The organism is Enterococcus sp. DIV0358, assembly GCF_051713465.1.
GTDB classification, from domain to species: Bacteria; Bacillota; Bacilli; order Lactobacillales; family Enterococcaceae; genus Enterococcus; species Enterococcus faecalis.
In genome coordinates this window covers 1,469,383-1,486,956 of sequence record NZ_JBIOPX010000001.1, presented here as the reverse complement: position 1 = coordinate 1,486,956, position 17,574 = coordinate 1,469,383, and the positions used below count along the sequence as shown (strand labels likewise).

Here is a 17,574-nt window from a genome sequence, read left to right as displayed (position 1 = left end):
TCTAAAAAACTTATGGTAAATTTCAGATAGATTAAACGAATATTTTATGAAAAATATGAATGGAAGCCAGTGAGAATCTGGCACGGTCCCGCCACTGTGAAGAAGCAAGGTTGCTTTTAAGTCAGGTCTTTTCATTTTTTCATTATTGGGCATGCTGTTTCGAGGCAAAACAGGATGTTTCTTAACAACGCTTGTGTTGAAAATCCAGCCCAAGATATTTGTATTAATCCAATTAATGGCACGAGGAAGTGCTTTTGGGAATTTTGGGCTGGTCTTTCAATGTTGAAGGAGATTTCAGGTACAATGACGTACTGCTATATTCCCTTTTTTTATTGACAATTAATTAAAGGCGTTGTACTCTATGGATAAGGTTTCGTGTACAATGGCGTATACATAAGGAAGCAAAGACGCTTCAGACAGATGATTTTTCGTTTGTTTGAAGTGTCTTTTTGTATTTTATTAAGGAGGAATTGAGATGAAAACAATTCATTTCCCTACCGAACTATGGGTAGGAGAAGGCGCATTAGCCAATTTGGAAACACTTCATGATAGACGTGTTTTCATTGTCACAGATCCATTCATGGTTGACTCTGGATTTGTGAATGAAGTGACAAAGCATTTAACAAAAAGTGAATGGCAAATTTTTAGTGATATCATCCCCGATCCACCAATTGATAAGATTGCTGCGGGAATTAAGAATTTAGCGACATTTCAAGGAGATACGATATTAGCTTTAGGTGGGGGATCCGCTATTGATGCGGCCAAAGCAATGAAATTTTTTGGCAAACGTACTTTGCAAACTCAGATTGCTGAGTTTATTGCGGTTCCTACAACTAGTGGAACTGGTTCAGAAGTTACGAATTTTTCAGTGATTACGGTTGCTGAAACTGGCACCAAAATCCCGCTTGTAACGGATGAAATTCAACCAGAAATTGCGATTTTAGATACAAATTTAGTGATGAGTGTCCCACCAAAAATCACAGCGGATACAGGAATGGACGTCTTAACGCATGTTATTGAAGCGTATGTTTCAACAGAAGCAAATCCGATTTCAGATGCGTTGTGCGAAAAAGTCGTTCGCCTGGTATTCGACAATTTAGAAATAGCCTTTAATCAGGGTAGCAACCAACAAGCCCGTGAAAATATGCATTTAGCTTCATGTATGGCAGGGATGGCGTTTAATGTTACTTCGTTAGGCTTGAATCACGGTATTGCTCATGCGGCCGGTGCGCGTTTACATGTGCCACATGGACGAATGAATGCAATGCTCTTACCTGAAGTCATTGCATATAACAGTGGCTTAGCGAATGGCAAAGTCACCAACGAACCAACAGCTAAACGTTATGCGCAGTTAGCAAATTGTCTAAATGATACACAGACAACCAATGCACGGATTGGTGTTCAACAATTTATTCGACAAATCAAGCAACTCCGTCAAAAATTAAACATGCCTGCCACTTTTAGTGATTATGGTTTACCAAAAGAAGAAGTCCAAGCTGCGATCCCAAAAATAGCTGAAGGCGCATTGATGGATGGCTGCACCAAAACAAATCCTGTCCAACCAACAGCAGCAGAAGTGACAAAAATTTTAAATTCTATCTTATAAGCGATTGACAGGATGAAATCGATAACATATAATGTGGGTAGCACAACGGCGTGCTTCAAAATTTAAGAGCAAAGAAGCTCCTTAGTAGAAAGCGAAAGTGGAACCTTTACGTTTTTTATTGAGGATTTTTTATTTGCTAAATTAAAGGAGCGAGTCTGGTTGGAAGAAAAACAACGAATGATTCAAGAATATGTTCCTGGGAAACAAGTAACGTTAGCGCACATCATTGCTAGTCCTAATAAAGAAATTTATACAAAATTAGGGTTGCCAGAAGGCACCAGCAATGCACTAGGTATTTTGACAATCACTCCGAGCGAAGCGGCAATTATCGCTGTTGATATTGCGACTAAAAGCGGAGATATCCAAATCGGTTTTATTGATCGTTTTTCTGGATCGGTAGTCATTTCTGGTGACGTAAGCTCAGTGGAAGCAGCCTTACAAGCGGTGATTGAAGGTTTACAACAGATTTTAAACTTTTCTGTAACTTGTAAAATTACCAGAACATAGCGTTGAAAGGACAAGGGCGTGAAGAAAATGGATGGACGAATTGTAATAGTCGATGATGAACCTATTACGAGACTCGATATTCGTGATATTGTGATAGAAGCAGGGTACGAAGTAGTCGGTGAAGCAGCCGATGGTTTTGAAGCAATTGAAGTATGTAAAAAAACACAACCTGACCTAGTATTAATGGACATTCAAATGCCAATTTTAGATGGTCTAAAAGCAGGTAAAAAAATTGTTCAAGACCAACTAGCCAGTAGTATTGTCTTTTTATCTGCATACAGTGACGTACAAAATACGGACAAGGCTAAAAAATTAGGCGCACTGGGTTATTTAGTTAAACCTCTAGATGAAAAATCATTAATACCTACAATTGAAATGAGCATTGAACGAGGCAAACAAACGCAGCTGTTACTAAATCAAATCGATAAATTAAGTTTAAAATTAGAAGAACGTAAAATTATCGAAAAAGCCAAAGGTATTCTTGTAAAAGAAAATCATATATCGGAAGAAGAAGCCTACCAAATGTTGCGTACGTTAAGTATGAACAAACGCGCACGTATGAGTGAAATTGCAGAATTGATTGTAATGGATGATGAATAAATGAAACGATTAGAGCAATTATGTCACCAATATACCAATCTTTCAGAATCAGACATTAAAGAATTACAACGTACAGCACGTTATCTTTCTTCGACGACACTCTATCAAAGTGCAGATGTTTTTATTGATGTGTATAAGGAAATGTCACAGCAAGCACTAGTCGTTTATCATAAGCCGCCTGCGAAGACAACTTCTTTATATAGCGGAGATGTCGTCGGGATGGAAGCTTTATTAAAAAATGAACCTGGTGTTCTGCGTACCATGCAAACTAGCTTAAATAGCATTGGTTTGTTAGCAGTGACTCAGGAAAATCGTTTGATTAAGCAAAATATCTATCCCATTCGCAATGAACATCGAACGATTGGTGTCATTATTGTCGAGATTGCGGCAGATGAAGAGATTCAAGCGGACTTACAAAAAGAGGAGCTAAATAACTGCCAGTTAGCAAAAGTAGCGAAATCAACTAGTCAAGTCGACGCATTATTTATTGATCAATTGGCAGAAGCCGTTTTGATTTTTGATGCGGCGGGTCACTTATTAATTACCAATCACAATGCACAAGAGCTTTATCGCAAACTTGGTTATCGGGATAATATCATTGGAATGAGCTATGACAATTTGTCCATCGATTATACAACTTTTGAATATGTGTTGTATCAAATGAAATATAAAATGAGTAATCAACCAATTGAAAGCAAAACGACCTACCTTAATTATTATTTTAAGGTTCGGAAAGTGTGGTTGGCATCAGAAGAACAACTGATTATGATTATTCAAGACAATACAGAATTTAAAGAAAAAGAAGCGGAAATTATTTCCAAATCTGTTGCGATTCGTGAAATTCATCATCGTGTTAAAAATAACTTGCAATCGGTGGTTTCCTTATTGCGTATTCAAGAACGGCGAACGCAAAGCCCCGAAGCAAAGAAAGTCCTTCATGAAAGTGTCAATCGAATTATGGCGATTGCAGCCACCCATGAATTGCTGTCAAAACAAGTCAAAGATGACGTTGCTTTACGGCAAACATTGGAAGCAGTGATGTATAATTTTAGACATCTTTTTCAAGGCGCACAACCCATTGAGATGATGATGGATGTTGATCCAGCCATTATGGTTTCTAGCGAACAAATGGTCACCATTTCCCTTGTTGTCAACGAACTATTACAAAACATTTTTGATCACGCATTTGAGCCACAAACAAGTGGCGTTGTTAAACTTAGTGGAACATTAGATAATAAAATGATTACCATTACTGTTACAGATAATGGTAAAGGCTATGACGTTCATCAAAGTAACGAGACCAGTTTAGGTTTGATGATTGTCAAAAGCTACGTAAAAGATAAATTAAAAGGAAAAATTACAATTGAATCCAATAAACAGGGAACTAAAACCTGTTTCTATTTCGAACAGAACACCAGTGATGTTGTTCATTGATTAAGCAAAGGCGCTTAAAGAAAAGTAGAAAGAAATTTTCTAACGATTCTTTAAGTGCCTTTTTGTATGCAAAAGGAGGCGAGTCAGGCGATGTCGAAGGAAACACTTTTAACCGTAGGGATTGATTTAGGGACGTCTACAACCCAATTAGTCTTGTCAGAATTAACTGTTGAAAATTTTGCCTCTGCGTTTACAGTACCACGTATCAGCATTTCTGATAAAAAAGTCATTTACCGAAGTGACATTATCTTTACACCCTTACTTAACCAATCAGAAATTGATGCAGAACCTATCAAAGCGTTTGTAGCGGAGCAATATCGCCAAGCAGGTATTCATAAACAAGATATTCAAATGGGTGCGGTAATTATCACAGGTGAAACTGCTCGAAAAAGCAATGCCAACAATGTGCTACGAGCACTTAGTGGCTATGCAGGTGATTTTGTCGTTGCTACGGCTGGTCCTGATTTAGAAAGTATCATTGCTGGGAAAGGCGCTGGGGCTCAAACTTATTCTGAGACGAAACGCAAACCAGTGGTTAATTTAGACATTGGTGGTGGAACGACAAATTTAGCTGTCTTTAAAGATGGTGAAGTGATTGACACGGCTTGTTTTGACATTGGCGGACGCTTAATTAAATTAGATCAACAACAAAAAATCACCTATATAGCTCCGAAGATTCAAGAAATTATAAATAAAAAAGGGCTAACCTTGCACCTTGGTGACCAAGCCACCGAACAAAACTTACTGCCAATTATTTCGGAATTAGTTGCCGTGTTAGAAAATAGCATTGGCTTGGGGACACAAAGTCCGTTCTACCAGTTATTAGTAACCAACCATCCACTACGAAAAGGTGAGGAATTACCAATTGTAACATTTTCTGGTGGTGTGGCTGATTGCTTAAATACGACAAGTACGAGTCTCTTTAAATATGGGGACATCGGCTTGCTTTTAGGAAAATATCTGAGAAAGTCACTGATTTTTTCGGAAAAAGAAGTCTTAGAAAGCGCAGAAACAATCCGAGCGACGGTCGTCGGAGCAGGTTCACATACTGCTGAAATTAGCGGAAGTACGATCGCTTATCGTGAGCAAATTTTGCCGGTAAAAAATATCCCAATTCTAAAATTAGCGCAAGAGGATGAAACCCTTACTGTGACAGAATTAGGCCAGCGAATCCAAGAAAAACTCAATTGGCATCGTATTGAAGAAACACCCCAGATTGCCCTAGCAATTAGAGGCATGAGCAATCCAACATTTGCTGATATTCAACGCTATGGTCAAGGGATTGTGGAAGGATTAGCTAGTTTAGTTGCTGAACAAATTCCCATTATTGTTATGGTGGATGAAGACATGGCGAAAGCTTTAGGGCATGCCTTAAGTGCCCATCTGCCAAAAGACTATCCGTTTATCTGTCTTGATTCGGTCAAAGTAGAAAACGGTGATTATGTAGATATCGGTTTACCAGTGGCAGAAGGAGCCGTCCTTCCAGTCATTGTTAAGACCTTAGTATTTAATTAAAAAGGAGCGACACAAAGATGATTTTAAAAACCAAACTATTTGGCAAAGTCTATCAATTTACATCCGTTAAAGAAGTCTTAGCCAAAGCCAATGAAGAAAAGTCTGGCGACAAGTTAGCTGGCGTAGCTGCTAATTCAGCCGAAGAACGCGTGGCAGCGAAAGTCGTTTTATCGGAATTGTCCTTAAATGACTTGTTTAACAATCCCGTTGTTGATTATGACGAAGACGAAGTGACACGCATTATTATTGACCAAGTCAATATGCGAATTTTTGAAAGTATCAAACATTGGACAGTTGCGGAATTACGCGAATTTATCTTATCTTCAGAAACAACCGATTTTGATATCAAACGAATTTCCCGTGGACTCACTTCTGAAATGATTGCTGCTGTCTGTAAATTAATGTCCAACATGGACCTAATTGTTGGCGCAAAAAAAATCAATATTGAAAAAACCGCCAACACAACGATTGGCCGTCCCGGAACTTTTTCAAATCGTTTACAGCCGAACCATCCAACCGATAATGTCGATGGCATTATGGCATCAGTTATGGAAGGTCTTTCTTATGGCGCCGGTGATGCGTTAATTGGTTTGAATCCTGTTGATGATTCTACAGAAAGTGTTAAACGGATCTTAAACAAATTTGAAGAGTTCCGCAGCGAATGGGAAATTCCAACACAAACTTGCGTGCTTGCTCACGTAACGACACAAATGGAAGCCATGCGTCAAGGCGCGCCAACTGGCTTAGTCTTTCAATCCATCGCTGGTTCAGAAAAAGGGAACACAGCATTTGGTTTAAATGCAGAAATTTTAGCTGAAGCACAAGATTTAGCCCTTCACAGTGGTCAAGCAGCTGGTCCTAATGTGATGTATTTTGAAACAGGTCAAGGCTCAGAACTTTCTTCTGAAGCGAACTTTGGCGCAGACCAAGTCACAATGGAAGCGCGTTGTTATGGCTTAGCCAAAAAATTTGATCCGTATATTGTAAATACTGTTGTCGGCTTTATTGGACCAGAATATCTTTACGATTCAAAACAAGTCATCCGCGCTGGTTTAGAAGATCATTTCATGGGCAAATTAACTGGAATTTCAATGGGCTGTGATGTCTGCTACACCAACCATATGAAAGCTGATCAAAATGATATGGAAAACTTAGCAATGTTATTAGCAACAGCTGGTTGTACGTATATCATGGGGATTCCTCATGGCGATGATGTCATGTTAAATTATCAAACAACTGGGTTCCATGAAACTGCGACGATTCGTGAAACATTAGGCTTACGTCCAATTAAAGAATTTGAAGAATGGATGGAAAAAATGGGCTTAATGGAAAACGGAAAATTAACAAGTCGCGCTGGCGATGCATCTGTATTTATTAAATAAACGAGGTGAGAATACAAATGAACGAAAAAGAATTAAAAGAAATGATTGCCGGAATTTTAACAGAAATGGTCGCTGACAATCAAGCGGTTTCGACTGCCACTGTGACTGCTGAAGAAAAACCAGTCACAACACACGTCACTGAAACGACAGAAATTGAAGAAGGCCTAATTCCTGACATTACTGAAGTAGATTTACGTAAACAATTACTATTGAAAAATGCCGTAGATCCTGAAGCACTATTAAAAATGAAAGCTTTCTCGCCAGCTCGTTTAGGCGTTGGTCGTGCAGGGACGCGTTATATGACTAGTTCAACATTACGTTTCCGAGCGGACCATGCGGCAGCACAAGATGCGGTCTTTTCAGACGTAAGCGAAGACTTGGTAAAAGAAATGAATTTTATTTCTACAAAAACAATCTGTAACAGTAAAGATGAATATTTAACACGTCCAGATTATGGTCGTCAATTTGATGAAGAAAATAGTGAAATCATTCGGAAAAATACGACACCAAAAGCCAAAATCCAAATGGTCGTAGGGGATGGCCTTAGTTCAGCTGCTATCGAAGCGAATATTAAAGAAGTCCTACCAGCAATTAAACAAGGATTAAACATGTACAACTTAGATTTCGACAATGTAGTTTTTGTTAAATATTGTCGCGTGCCAGCAATGGATAAAATTGGTGAAATCACTGACGCTGATGTTGTTTGCTTGCTAGTTGGCGAACGTCCTGGTTTAGTAACAGCTGAATCTATGAGTGCCTACATTGCTTACAAACCAACTGTCGGTATGCCAGAAGCACGGCGGACAGTTATTTCAAATATTCACAAAGGTGGGACACCGGCTGTTGAAGCAGGGGCCTACATTGCCGAAATTATCAAAAAAATGTTAGACAAGAAAAAATCTGGTATTGATTTAAAAGAAGCTGAATAAAGGAGGATTTCTCATGAAAAATGATCGTCTAGGCGCAAATGTCCTAAGTATGAAAGTCATTCCCAATGTCGATCCGGCATTAGCAAAAGAATTATCATTGAAACCAGAACATCGCTCATTAGGAATTGTTACTTCCGATTGTGATGATGTCACTTATGTTGCATTAGATGAAGCAACCAAAGCCGCCGATGTTACTGTAGTTTACGGTAAAAGTATGTATGCTGGCGCAGCAAATGCTTCAACCAAATTAGCCGGTGAAGTGATTGGCATTATTGCTGGTCCGAGTCCTGCCGAAGTCAATAGTGGCTTGAGTGTCATTACACAAGTCATTGAAGAAGAAGCCAGCTTCTATAGTGCTAACGAAGATGACAGCATTGTTTATTTTGCACATGTAGTATCAAGAACGGGTAGCTTTTTATCTGAACAAGCGAATATTCCTGAAGGTGAAGCGATTGCTTATCTGATTGCACCACCGCTAGAAGCAATGGTTGGCTTAGATGCAGCAATGAAAGCTGCCGATGTTCAAATGGGTGTCTTTTATGGCCCACCTTCTGAAACGAACTTTGGCGGTGCCTTATTGACAGGTAGTCAATCTGCATGTAAAGCTGCTTGCAGTGCGTTTGAACAAGTCATTCAAAATATCGCTGACAATCCGTTGAGTTATTAAGGATGTGACCTGAATGAAAGCATTAGGAATGGTCGAAGTCAAAGGTTTTTTAGGTGCCATTAGTGTGGCCGATGCGGCATTGAAAGCCGCCGACGTTACTTTGTTAAAAGCTGAAATTATTAATGGCGGTTTAACAACTGTGGAACTGATTGGTGACGTTGCCGCGGTCCAAGCTGCCGTTGAAGTAGGCACGGAAGTAGCTAAAGAATTAAATTGTTTAATTGCTCATCATGTGATCTCACGGGTTGATGCTCAAACGGAAGTGATTTTATCAGATCCAGAACCTGAGTCAGCACCTGAACCGATGGAACAAGTAGAAGTAATTGAAGAAGAGATTGAAACACCAGATTTGGAAGAACACACTGGCACACGCCAAAAATTAGAAACACAACGCGTGGTTGATTTACGCAAACAAGCCTACAAAATGAACCTAAGTAGTTTAAAGAAAAGTGAGATTAAATTTGCCAATAAAGAAGCTTTAATTCAAGCAATCATGGCTGAAATAGAAAGAAGTGAAGACGAGTGGAATTAGTAGATAAAGACTTACGTTCCATCCAAGAAACAAGAAATTTAATCAGAAAAGCCAAAGAGGCACAGCAAGTATTAGCAACATTTTCGCAAAAACAAATCGATGCGATTGTTCAAGCGGTTTCAGAGGCTACATTTAACCAACGAGAAAAGTTAGCGAAAATGGCCAATGAAGAAACAGGATTTGGTATCTATGAAGATAAAATCATCAAAAATGCTTTCGCTTCAAAAGTAGTATATGACGAAATGAAGGACAAAGCTACAGTTGGTGTGATCAATGATGATGCTGCCAAAAAAGTCACTGAAATTGCTGTCCCAGTTGGTGTGATTGCAGGATTAATTCCTTCTACCAACCCGACATCAACAGTCATTTACAAAGCATTAATTTCATTAAAAGCTGCCAACAGCATTGTTTTTTCACCACATCCCAATGCGTTGAAATCGATTATTGAAACAGTGGAAATTATCCAAAAAGCGGCTATTGCTGCAGGGGCACCAGAAGGTTGTGTCTCGGTCATCAAAACGCCAACCATGCAAGCGACTAGCGAATTAATGAAAAATAAAGAAACAAATTTAATTTTAGCTACTGGTGGAAACGCAATGGTTAAAGCAGCGTACTCTTCTGGAACACCAGCAATCGGTGTTGGGCCTGGTAATGGACCAGCCTACATCGAACGAAGCGCAAATGTTCCTCATGCAGTGAAACAAATAATGGATTCAAAAACTTTCGATAACGGTACAATTTGTGCATCGGAACAATCAATTATTGTTGAAACTGTCAACCGTGAAGCGGTCAAAGAAGAGTTAATTAAGCAGGGCGCGTATTTCTTAAGTCCAGCCGAAGCCGACAAATTAGCTAAATTTATTTTACGACCAAACGGTACAATGAACCCGCAAATCGTAGGACGTTCCGTTCAACATATTGCTTCATTAGTTGGTTTATCTATTCCAAAAGATCGCCGCTTAATTGTTGCCGAAGAAACACATGTAGGCTTGAAATATCCATTTTCAAGAGAAAAATTGGCACCGATTATTGCTTTCTATACAGTTGAAAACTGGGAAGCAGCTTGCGCGTTATCAATTGAAATTTTGAAAGGTGAAGGTGCGGGTCATACGATGGGTATTCACACAGAAAACAAAGAAGTCATTCGTGAATTTGGCTTAAGAAAACCCGTCTCTCGTTTGCTTGTTAACACCTCTGGTACACTTGGCGGAATTGGTGCTTCAACTAACTTAGTGCCAGCATTAACACTAGGTTGTGGCGCAGTTGGTGGCAGCTCAACTTCTGATAATATTGGAGTTGAAAATCTGTTCAATTTACGTCGTGTTGCTTATGGCGTGCGTGATTTAGAAGAGATTCGTCAAGAATTTGGTCAAACATCAACCACATCTGTGGCTACTTCTTGCGAAACAACCAATCAAGAAGAACTAGTAAATGCCGTGGTAGCTCAAGTTTTAGCTCGCTTAAACTAACAAGAAACGAGCGAGTAAGAGTAAAACAAATGAATTATTGGATTTAGGGTTTGGGACCTAAGTCAAATTGATAATTGTCCCAAATTTTTAAAAATAAAACATACATCTTAGGAGGAAATTATAATGTCAAGTACAAATGCTTTAGGAATGATCGAAACTCGTGGTTTAGTAGGTGCTGTTGAAGCAGCCGATGCAATGGTGAAAGCGGCAAACGTTACTTTAATTGGAAAAGAACAAGTCGGTGGCGGTTTAGTTACAGTAATGGTTCGCGGTGACGTTGGTGCCGTGAAAGCAGCAACGGATGCTGGTGCTGCAGCAGCAGAACGTGTTGGTGAATTATTATCTGTCCATGTAATTCCACGTCCACATACAGAAGTAGACGCTATTTTACCACACGCAACAACTGAATTATAATTTTGATTTTTTGGGGCAGAGGTAGGTTCATTACTTCTGTCCTAAACTTTCATTGAGGAGGGGTGTTATGACAGTTATTACAGAAGATATGCTTCGCATCAAAAGGCTAAAAAAAGAACTAGAAGATGGCACGGATTTTGTGTTTCCTGTAGGCAGTTTTCTGACGCCTGCCGCCAAAAGCTATCTACGCGAGCATCGGATTAATAGCAGCTTCTCTTCAACAAACCCATTGCTTTCTGAGGTTCATTCAGTGAAGGCCTCCTCACAAAAACAAAAACAAGAACATTTATCAAAAGAAACAATTTATGAGATTCGGCACTTAAGCCATCTATTGTATTTGCCTTTCTTAACGAATGAAGCGTTATCAACAGAAGGTTGGTTATATTTCGAACAACAACAACTGTGGTTAGAGAAATTTATTTTAGAACAGTCGCTTGTAATGGAACCAGTCATTTTGGAATCAAAGGTAACTATTCTAACTAACCAACAGAGACAATGGCGCTATTCCTCAAAAGAAATTCAATTACAACTAGATAAAATTATTCTCCAGTTAAAAGGAGAATCACAACTGTTCGGACTTTTTCAAGCTTGGGCTACAGAATTAGTTAGCACCATGACTGAAATATCACGAAACTAGGAGATGAACAAATTGGATTCAATGAATGAAATTGTTGAAGAAGTTGTTAAACGAATTCAGCAACAACAACAAAATACTTTTGAAGTTGAAGCTTCTGGCCGACATGTTCATTTGTCTCGTCAAGAGATTGATGCATTATTTGGACCAGGATATCAACTAACAAAAGTGAAAGATTTATCACAACCTGGACAGTTTGTTTGTAAAGAACGAATTACGGTTGCTGGACCTAAAGGACTTTTTCAAAATGTGGTTATTTTAGGCCCTGAACGTAGCGAATCACAAGTCGAAGTTTCTATGACGGATACACGTATTTTAGGAATTAACGCCCCAGTTAGAGAGAGTGGCAAGACAGAAGGGACGCCAGGCGTCACGTTGATGAACGGATCAGCAGTTGTGACATTAAGTCACGGCTTAATTGTTGCCAAACGTCATATTCACATGACACCCGAAGACGCCTTGAAAAATAAAGTAAGCAATAGCCAAATTGTGCAAGTCAAAGTGGAAGGCACACGTCCGTTAATCTTTGATGATGTAGTTGTGCGAATCAGTCCGCGATTTGCAACGTACATGCACATTGACTACGATGAAGCCAACGCTTGCGGCTTAACCAAAGGAGCTCGTGGCTATATTCTTAAGTAAAAGGAGGAAGGACAATGAACGTTTCTGAAATGGAAAATTTGATTCAACAGATTACTGATCGAATTTGCCAACAATTGCTGTCGTCGTCTTATTCAGTGGCTTTAGCAGAAGCAAAAGAAGCATTTCCTGAAGAAATGTTTGTTCGTTTTCCTGATGTAAATTGGGTAACCAAGGAGCAGAAGCTAGCACGAGGCTTGGTTGTAAAGAGGCTAACGATTTCCCAAGTAAATGCGATTGCGCATTTACAGGAAACGGATGAATTAGTCAAAAACATCTTAGCATTCTTATTTGAAGGTAAGCCGGTATTGGTTTTAACCCCAATACCTTCAGTGACTAAAAATTCACGATTGAAGTATCGTTTGAAACAAACGATTCAGGAAAACGTGGACATTTGCCAACAGTTTGGGCTGATTTTTTATCATGATTCAGAAAATTACGCTGTGTTTCAGGCGGCCTGTCAAAAACAACTTCGTTCATTGGCTGAGACCAAACGAACCTACATTACTGAAAAACAATTGATAAGAATGACAGAATCAGGTGTTTCTTTAAGTAAAAACGCCTATTTAACCCCGTTAGCGAAAGATTATGCTAGGAAACATCAATTGCTGACGTAAGGAGGAAAAACGATGCTTTTAGGAAAAGTGACTGGTAGCCTTTGGTCAACAAGAAAAGATGAAAAATTAAATGGCTGGAAATTTATGATGGTTGATATTTTGAATCAAGAGGACGAAAAGCAAGGATTTCTAATTGCTGCTGACAACGCTGGAGCTGGTGTCGGGGACAAAGTGTTAATTAGTCAAGGCAATGCTGCCCGTATTTCGGCAGAAGATCCGAATGTCCCAATTGATGCAATGATTGTTGGTGTCATTGATTCTACAGAGGAAGAATAGGGAGGACGAGACATGAGCATTAATGAAATTATTATGTATATTATGGTTCTTTTCATGATTATTGGAGGAATCGATAAATGTATTGGCAACAAACTAGGTTTAGGAGAGCAATTTGAGGAAGGGATTATGGCTATGGGTTCTCTAGCGCTTTCTATGGTAGGGATTATCACTTTAGCGCCTGTCTTAGCCAATCTTTTAAGTCCGATTGTCGTTCCTGTCTATGAATTACTAGGGGCTGATCCAGCAATGTTTGCCACAACCTTATTGGCTAATGATATGGGCGGCTTTGCGTTAGCACAACAATTAGCCAATGATCCCCAAGCTGGTTTATTTGCGGGGGCAATCTTAGGTGCAATGATGGGACCAACGTTAGTCTTTACAATTCCAGTAGCGCTTGGCATTATCCAAAAAGACGACCAGCAATTCTTAGCAACGGGTGTTTTGAGCGGGATTATTACAATTCCTTTTGGTTTATTAGCAGGTGGTTTAACAGCTGGCATGCCATTGTCATTGATTATTCCTAACTTAATTCCAATTATTATTGTTGCCGCTTTAATTATTTTAGGTTTATGGTTAGCGCCAAAAGGCATGATTAAAGGCTTCCAAATTTTTGGCCAAGGCGTAGTGATTGTCGCTATCTTTGGTTTAGTTGTGGGGGCGATTCAACTATTATTAGGAATTACAGTGATTCCTGGTATTGCACCAGTTACTGAAGGAATTGAAGTCGTTGGCGGGATTGCATTAACTTTAGCTGGCGCTTTCTGTTTAGTAGCAGTGATTACGAAAGTCTTTAATAAACCATTGATGAAACTAGGAAAAGTTTTAGGAATGAATGAAGTAGCGGCTGCAGGAATGGTTGCTACATTAGCTAACAATATTCCCATGTTCCAAATGTTAAAAGACATGGATAATCGAGGAAAAATTATTAATATCGCTTTTGCTGTTTCGGCTTCTTTCGTTTTAGGTGACCACCTTGGTTTTACTGCAGGCGTAGCAAAAGAAATGATTTTTCCAATGATTGTTGGCAAATTAGTTGGAGGGATTACCGCCATTTTTGTGGCTATCTTTATGGCAAATCGAATGCTAGGGAAACCCGAAACAGAAGTGAAATAATGAGGTGTAAATATGACAGAATTAAATCGTGAAATGATTGAAACGCTTGTTCGACAAATTGTCACAGAAAAATTAATGCCGACTAAACAAGTGGATCCAAGTGGGATTATGTCCATCAAATTACCCGAAATCGACGTAACAGAAGACGACCGCTTAGATACAGGCAACCCAGCGGACATTGTTTACACAAAAGATCTGTTTTCTTTAGAAGAAAGCCCGCGCCTTGGTTGCGGTTTAATGGTGATGAAAGATACCACCTTCGACTGGACACTAGAATACGATGAAATTGATTATATTATTTCAGGACAATTAGATATACTGATTGACGGACGTAAAATTTCTGCAACAGCCGGCGAAATTATTTTAATCCCGAAAAGTAGTAAAATTCAATTTTCAGTGACGGGTGATGCCCGCTTTGTCTACGTGACTTATCCAGCAGATTGGCAAAGCCAATAATTATTTTGTCGGTATTCAGAGAATAATTTTGCCAAAACCCTTTACTCAGCGTTATAATAAATAAGAACGAAAAAAGGGGTTGAGTGAATGACATTTGAGAATCCAAGTCAAAATCAAATTTTTGATATTTTAAAACAAGCAAAAAATATTGCGGTGGTTGGTTTGAGTAACAAGTCCGACCGCACGAGTTACAAAATTGCGGAAATTTTACAGCAACATGGCTATCGTGTGTTACCTGTCAATCCAGTTTTAAAAGGTGAAACGGTGCTTGGCGAAACGGTTTATGGGGCATTAACAGAGATTCCTGAAAAGATTGATATTGTTGATGTCTTTCGGCGGAGTGAATTTTTGCCAGAAGTGGCCGCAGAAACATTGAAAACAGAAGCACCTGTTTTTTGGGCCCAACTAGGTTTGGAAAACGAAGAGGCAGCGAACTTGTTATTAAATGAAGGTCGGCAAGTTATTATGAACCGTTGTATTAAAATTGAATTGGCAAAAATGGCAGATGCTGAATAAACACGTGTAATTTTATAAAGAAAGAGCGTCCTGAACGGAAAGCTCTTTTTTTTTTGACCCAGATAGAGTATTATTGTAATGATGGTTTTAGAAGGAGCGAACGGAAAACGCAAGAAACCGGCTCACTCTTCTTCTAATTCTTTAAGAAATAGTTAATGTACGCTTATTAACTAAACGAGAATCTAAGTATAAGGAGTTTTTTCTTTGGCTAAAAAAATTAACAATGAGTACAATGATGCCTCTATCCAAGTCCTAGAAGGATTGGAAGCAGTGAGGAAAAGACCTGGTATGTATATCGGTTCAACCGATAGCCGTGGACTCCATCACTTAGTCTATGAAATTGTCGATAACGCAGTCGATGAAGCGTTATCTGGCTACGGGAATGAAATCAACGTAACTATCCAAAAAGATAATAGTATTTGTGTTGCAGACTCTGGCCGCGGAATGCCAACAGGGATGCATGCTTCTGGTATCCCAACAGTAGAAGTTATTTTTACTGTCTTACATGCGGGTGGTAAGTTTGGCCAAGGTGGCTATAAAACTTCAGGCGGACTCCATGGGGTGGGTGCCAGTGTTGTTAATGCCTTATCTAAGTGGTTAGAAGTTCATATTGTTCGTGATGGCGTAGAATACATGGAACGATTTGAGGACGGCGGTAAACCAGTTGGTACCTTAAAAAAAATCGGCAAAACAAAAAAACGCAACGGTACCTCTGTTACTTTTTTACCTGACGACACTATTTTCTCTACGACAAATTTTTCTTACGAAATTTTAGCAGAACGTTTGAGAGAATCAGCTTTCTTATTAAAAGGCGTCAAAATTACTTTAACAGATGAACGTGGAGAAGAACCCAAAGAAGAAGTCTTTCACTACGAAGAAGGCATTAAAGAATTTGTTGCCTATCTAAATGAAGAAAAAGATACATTAACACCCGTTGTTTATTTTTCAGGAGCCAAAGAAGGTATTGAAGTTGAATTAGCCTATCAATACAACGATGGCTATTCTGAAAATGTTTTATCTTTCGTTAACAATGTCCGCACAAAAGATGGCGGTACCCACGAAGTCGGTATGAAAACGTCAATGACAAAGGCGTACAATGAATATGCACGTAAAGTAGGACTATTAAAAGAAAAAGATAAAAATTTAGAAGGTAGCGACTTCCGTGAAGGCTTAGCAGCCGTCCTTTCTATTCGAGTACCAGAAAACTTACTACAGTTTGAGGGCCAAACCAAAGGAAAATTAGGTACACCTTTAGCAAGAACCGTTGTCGATAACGTCGTAGGCGAACAAATGGGCTTCTATTTACAAGAAAACAGTGAAATGAGTCAATCATTAATTCGGAAAGCGATTAAAGCCCGTGAAGCCCGTGAAGCGGCTCGCAAAGCTCGTGAAGAAAGCCGGAACGGTAAAAAACGGAAAAAAGGTGAATCGTTACTTTCTGGAAAATTAACACCGGCTCAATCTAGAAATCCTAAGAAAAATGAACTATATCTTGTCGAAGGAGACTCGGCCGGTGGCTCAGCAAAACAAGGACGCGACCGGAAGTTTCAAGCCATTTTACCGCTACGAGGAAAAGTCATTAATACGGAAAAAGCGAAAATGCAAGACATCTTGAAAAACGAAGAAATCAATACTATGATCTATACAATTGGCGCAGGCGTTGGTCCTGAATTTTCAATTGAAGATTGTAATTATGATAAAATCATCATCATGACCGATGCGGATACCGATGGTGCCCATATTCAAGTGTTGCTATTAACGTTCTTCTATCGTTATATGAAACCATTAATTGAAGCCGGCAAAGTCTACATTGCCTTACCACCACTTTATAAAGTCTCTAAAGGAACTGGAAAAAAATCAGTCATTGAGTATGCTTGGACCGATGGTGAATTGGCAGAAGTGATTGATAAAGTTGGTAAAGGCTATATGCTCCAACGCTATAAAGGTCTGGGGGAAATGAATGCAGAACAACTTTGGGAAACAACGATGGATCCTGAAACTAGAACCTTAATTCGTGTTCGGATTGATGATGCAGCTCAAGCAGAACGCCGTGTGACCACATTAATGGGCGACAAAGTCGAACCTCGTCGAAAATGGATTGAACAACATGTTCAATTTACGCTGGAAGAAGATGGCAGTATTTTAGATCGTTCAGAAGAAGACACTTCTGCACCAACAGGAGAAAGTCTTTTAGATGCGGAAAAAACAAAAGAAGCAGAACAAACCGATGACACTGAAATCAGTTTGTTTGACATAGAGTAGGGAGTG

19 protein-coding genes and 1 riboswitch are annotated in these 17,574 nt (G+C 39.2%); all 19 genes read left to right on the top strand.

From position 1 onward, the window contains the following. Positions 1–33 precede the first annotated feature (33 nt). A riboswitch (adenosylcobalamin (AdoCbl) riboswitch) is annotated at positions 34–183 on the top strand. Positions 184–475: 292 nt separating this feature from the next. The 19 genes from IGK70_RS07290 (at position 476) to parE (ending at position 17,568) form a co-directional block, all read left to right on the top strand. Beyond that, a complete protein-coding gene (locus tag IGK70_RS07290; protein ID WP_104855556.1) occupies positions 476–1,606 on the top strand; it encodes a 1-propanol dehydrogenase PduQ in 1,131 nt (376 codons plus the stop codon). Positions 1,607–1,765: 159 nt separating this feature from the next. Next, a complete protein-coding gene (gene eutS / locus IGK70_RS07285; protein ID WP_002345864.1) occupies positions 1,766–2,113 on the top strand; it encodes an ethanolamine utilization microcompartment protein EutS in 348 nt (115 codons plus the stop codon). A 27-nt stretch (positions 2,114–2,140) separates the two neighbouring features. After that, entirely contained in the window at positions 2,141–2,713 is a 573-nt protein-coding gene (locus IGK70_RS07280; RefSeq protein ID WP_002357503.1) for an ANTAR domain-containing response regulator, read from the top strand. Further along, positions 2,714–4,147, top strand: a complete 1,434-nt coding sequence (locus tag IGK70_RS07275; protein WP_002357504.1) for a sensor histidine kinase — start codon at positions 2,714–2,716, stop codon at positions 4,145–4,147. A 66-nt stretch (positions 4,148–4,213) separates the two neighbouring features. Beyond that, positions 4,214–5,662, top strand: coding sequence for an ethanolamine ammonia-lyase reactivating factor EutA (gene eutA / locus IGK70_RS07270; protein WP_104855557.1), 1,449 nt, complete (start codon positions 4,214–4,216; stop codon positions 5,660–5,662). A 17-nt stretch (positions 5,663–5,679) separates the two neighbouring features. After that, complete coding sequence (locus IGK70_RS07265) at positions 5,680–7,044, top strand: ethanolamine ammonia-lyase subunit EutB (RefSeq protein WP_002357506.1); 1,365 nt, start codon at positions 5,680–5,682, stop codon at positions 7,042–7,044. Positions 7,045–7,061: 17 nt separating this feature from the next. After that, positions 7,062–7,973 (top strand): ethanolamine ammonia-lyase subunit EutC, encoded by a 912-nt coding sequence (eutC, locus tag IGK70_RS07260; RefSeq protein ID WP_002363986.1) that lies wholly within the window; start codon positions 7,062–7,064, stop codon positions 7,971–7,973. Positions 7,974–7,986: 13 nt separating this feature from the next. Further along, on the top strand, positions 7,987–8,640 hold the full coding sequence (gene eutL / locus IGK70_RS07255; protein ID WP_002357509.1) for an ethanolamine utilization microcompartment protein EutL: 654 nt from the start codon (positions 7,987–7,989) through the stop codon (positions 8,638–8,640). 13 nt (positions 8,641–8,653) lie between these two features. Further along, positions 8,654–9,172, top strand: a complete 519-nt coding sequence (locus tag IGK70_RS07250; protein WP_002381883.1) for a BMC domain-containing protein — start codon at positions 8,654–8,656, stop codon at positions 9,170–9,172. Then, a complete protein-coding gene (locus IGK70_RS07245) occupies positions 9,163–10,641 on the top strand; it encodes an acetaldehyde dehydrogenase (acetylating) (RefSeq protein ID WP_002365684.1) in 1,479 nt (492 codons plus the stop codon). The genes IGK70_RS07250 and IGK70_RS07245 overlap by 10 nt, the downstream gene beginning before the upstream one ends. Before the next feature lie 123 nt (positions 10,642–10,764). Further along, positions 10,765–11,055: a BMC domain-containing protein gene (locus tag IGK70_RS07240; RefSeq protein WP_002357513.1), complete on the top strand. Its 291-nt coding sequence runs from the start codon at positions 10,765–10,767 to the stop codon at positions 11,053–11,055. 67 nt (positions 11,056–11,122) lie between these two features. Further along, positions 11,123–11,692 carry a hypothetical protein gene (locus IGK70_RS07235; protein ID WP_162783015.1) on the top strand — a complete coding sequence of 190 codons (570 nt, stop codon included), beginning with the start codon at positions 11,123–11,125 and terminating at the stop codon, positions 11,690–11,692. 3 nt (positions 11,693–11,695) lie between these two features. Then, positions 11,696–12,331 (top strand): ethanolamine utilization phosphate acetyltransferase EutD, encoded by a 636-nt coding sequence (gene eutD / locus IGK70_RS07230; RefSeq protein ID WP_002357516.1) that lies wholly within the window; start codon positions 11,696–11,698, stop codon positions 12,329–12,331. A 14-nt stretch (positions 12,332–12,345) separates the two neighbouring features. Continuing rightward, positions 12,346–12,945 (top strand): TIGR02536 family ethanolamine utilization protein, encoded by a 600-nt coding sequence (locus IGK70_RS07225; RefSeq protein WP_002381885.1) that lies wholly within the window; start codon positions 12,346–12,348, stop codon positions 12,943–12,945. Positions 12,946–12,957: 12 nt separating this feature from the next. Further along, on the top strand, positions 12,958–13,221 hold the full coding sequence (locus IGK70_RS07220) for a EutN/CcmL family microcompartment protein (RefSeq protein WP_002357519.1): 264 nt from the start codon (positions 12,958–12,960) through the stop codon (positions 13,219–13,221). A 12-nt stretch (positions 13,222–13,233) separates the two neighbouring features. Further along, on the top strand, positions 13,234–14,334 hold the full coding sequence (eutH, locus tag IGK70_RS07215) for an ethanolamine utilization protein EutH (RefSeq protein WP_002357520.1): 1,101 nt from the start codon (positions 13,234–13,236) through the stop codon (positions 14,332–14,334). A gap of 12 nt (positions 14,335–14,346) precedes the next feature. Beyond that, the gene (locus IGK70_RS07210) at positions 14,347–14,790 is read left to right on the top strand and encodes an ethanolamine utilization protein EutQ (protein WP_002357522.1); all 444 of its coding nucleotides are present in this window, start codon (positions 14,347–14,349) and stop codon (positions 14,788–14,790) included. 87 nt (positions 14,791–14,877) lie between these two features. Continuing rightward, complete coding sequence (locus IGK70_RS07205; RefSeq protein WP_002381886.1) at positions 14,878–15,306, top strand: CoA-binding protein; 429 nt, start codon at positions 14,878–14,880, stop codon at positions 15,304–15,306. Between the two features lie 204 nt (positions 15,307–15,510). Then, a complete protein-coding gene (gene parE, locus IGK70_RS07200) occupies positions 15,511–17,568 on the top strand; it encodes a DNA topoisomerase IV subunit B (protein ID WP_002381887.1) in 2,058 nt (685 codons plus the stop codon). The last annotated feature ends 6 nt before the right edge of the window (positions 17,569–17,574 follow it).

Bases quoted from the DNA above. Each gene is read 5' to 3' on its own strand.
- IGK70_RS07250 (WP_002381883.1), top strand. From the start codon at position 8,654: ATGAAAGCATTAGGAATGGTCGAAGTCAAAGGTTTTTTAGGTGCCATT.
- IGK70_RS07205 (WP_002381886.1), top strand. From the start codon at position 14,878: ATGACATTTGAGAATCCAAGTCAAAATCAAATTTTTGATATTTTAAAA.
- IGK70_RS07220 (WP_002357519.1), top strand. From the start codon at position 12,958: ATGCTTTTAGGAAAAGTGACTGGTAGCCTTTGGTCAACAAGAAAAGAT.
- eutA (WP_104855557.1), top strand. From the start codon at position 4,214: ATGCAAAAGGAGGCGAGTCAGGCGATGTCGAAGGAAACACTTTTAACC.
- IGK70_RS07225 (WP_002381885.1), top strand. From the start codon at position 12,346: ATGAACGTTTCTGAAATGGAAAATTTGATTCAACAGATTACTGATCGA.
- eutD (WP_002357516.1), top strand. From the start codon at position 11,696: ATGAACAAATTGGATTCAATGAATGAAATTGTTGAAGAAGTTGTTAAA.
- eutC (WP_002363986.1), top strand. From the start codon at position 7,062: ATGAACGAAAAAGAATTAAAAGAAATGATTGCCGGAATTTTAACAGAA.
- eutH (WP_002357520.1), top strand. From the start codon at position 13,234: ATGAGCATTAATGAAATTATTATGTATATTATGGTTCTTTTCATGATT.
- IGK70_RS07275 (WP_002357504.1), top strand. From the start codon at position 2,714: ATGAAACGATTAGAGCAATTATGTCACCAATATACCAATCTTTCAGAA.
- IGK70_RS07280 (WP_002357503.1), top strand. From the start codon at position 2,141: ATGGATGGACGAATTGTAATAGTCGATGATGAACCTATTACGAGACTC.
- IGK70_RS07210 (WP_002357522.1), top strand. From the start codon at position 14,347: ATGACAGAATTAAATCGTGAAATGATTGAAACGCTTGTTCGACAAATT.
- IGK70_RS07290 (WP_104855556.1), top strand. From the start codon at position 476: ATGAAAACAATTCATTTCCCTACCGAACTATGGGTAGGAGAAGGCGCA.
- eutL (WP_002357509.1), top strand. From the start codon at position 7,987: ATGAAAAATGATCGTCTAGGCGCAAATGTCCTAAGTATGAAAGTCATT.
- IGK70_RS07240 (WP_002357513.1), top strand. From the start codon at position 10,765: ATGTCAAGTACAAATGCTTTAGGAATGATCGAAACTCGTGGTTTAGTA.
- IGK70_RS07265 (WP_002357506.1), top strand. From the start codon at position 5,680: ATGATTTTAAAAACCAAACTATTTGGCAAAGTCTATCAATTTACATCC.
- IGK70_RS07235 (WP_162783015.1), top strand. From the start codon at position 11,123: ATGACAGTTATTACAGAAGATATGCTTCGCATCAAAAGGCTAAAAAAA.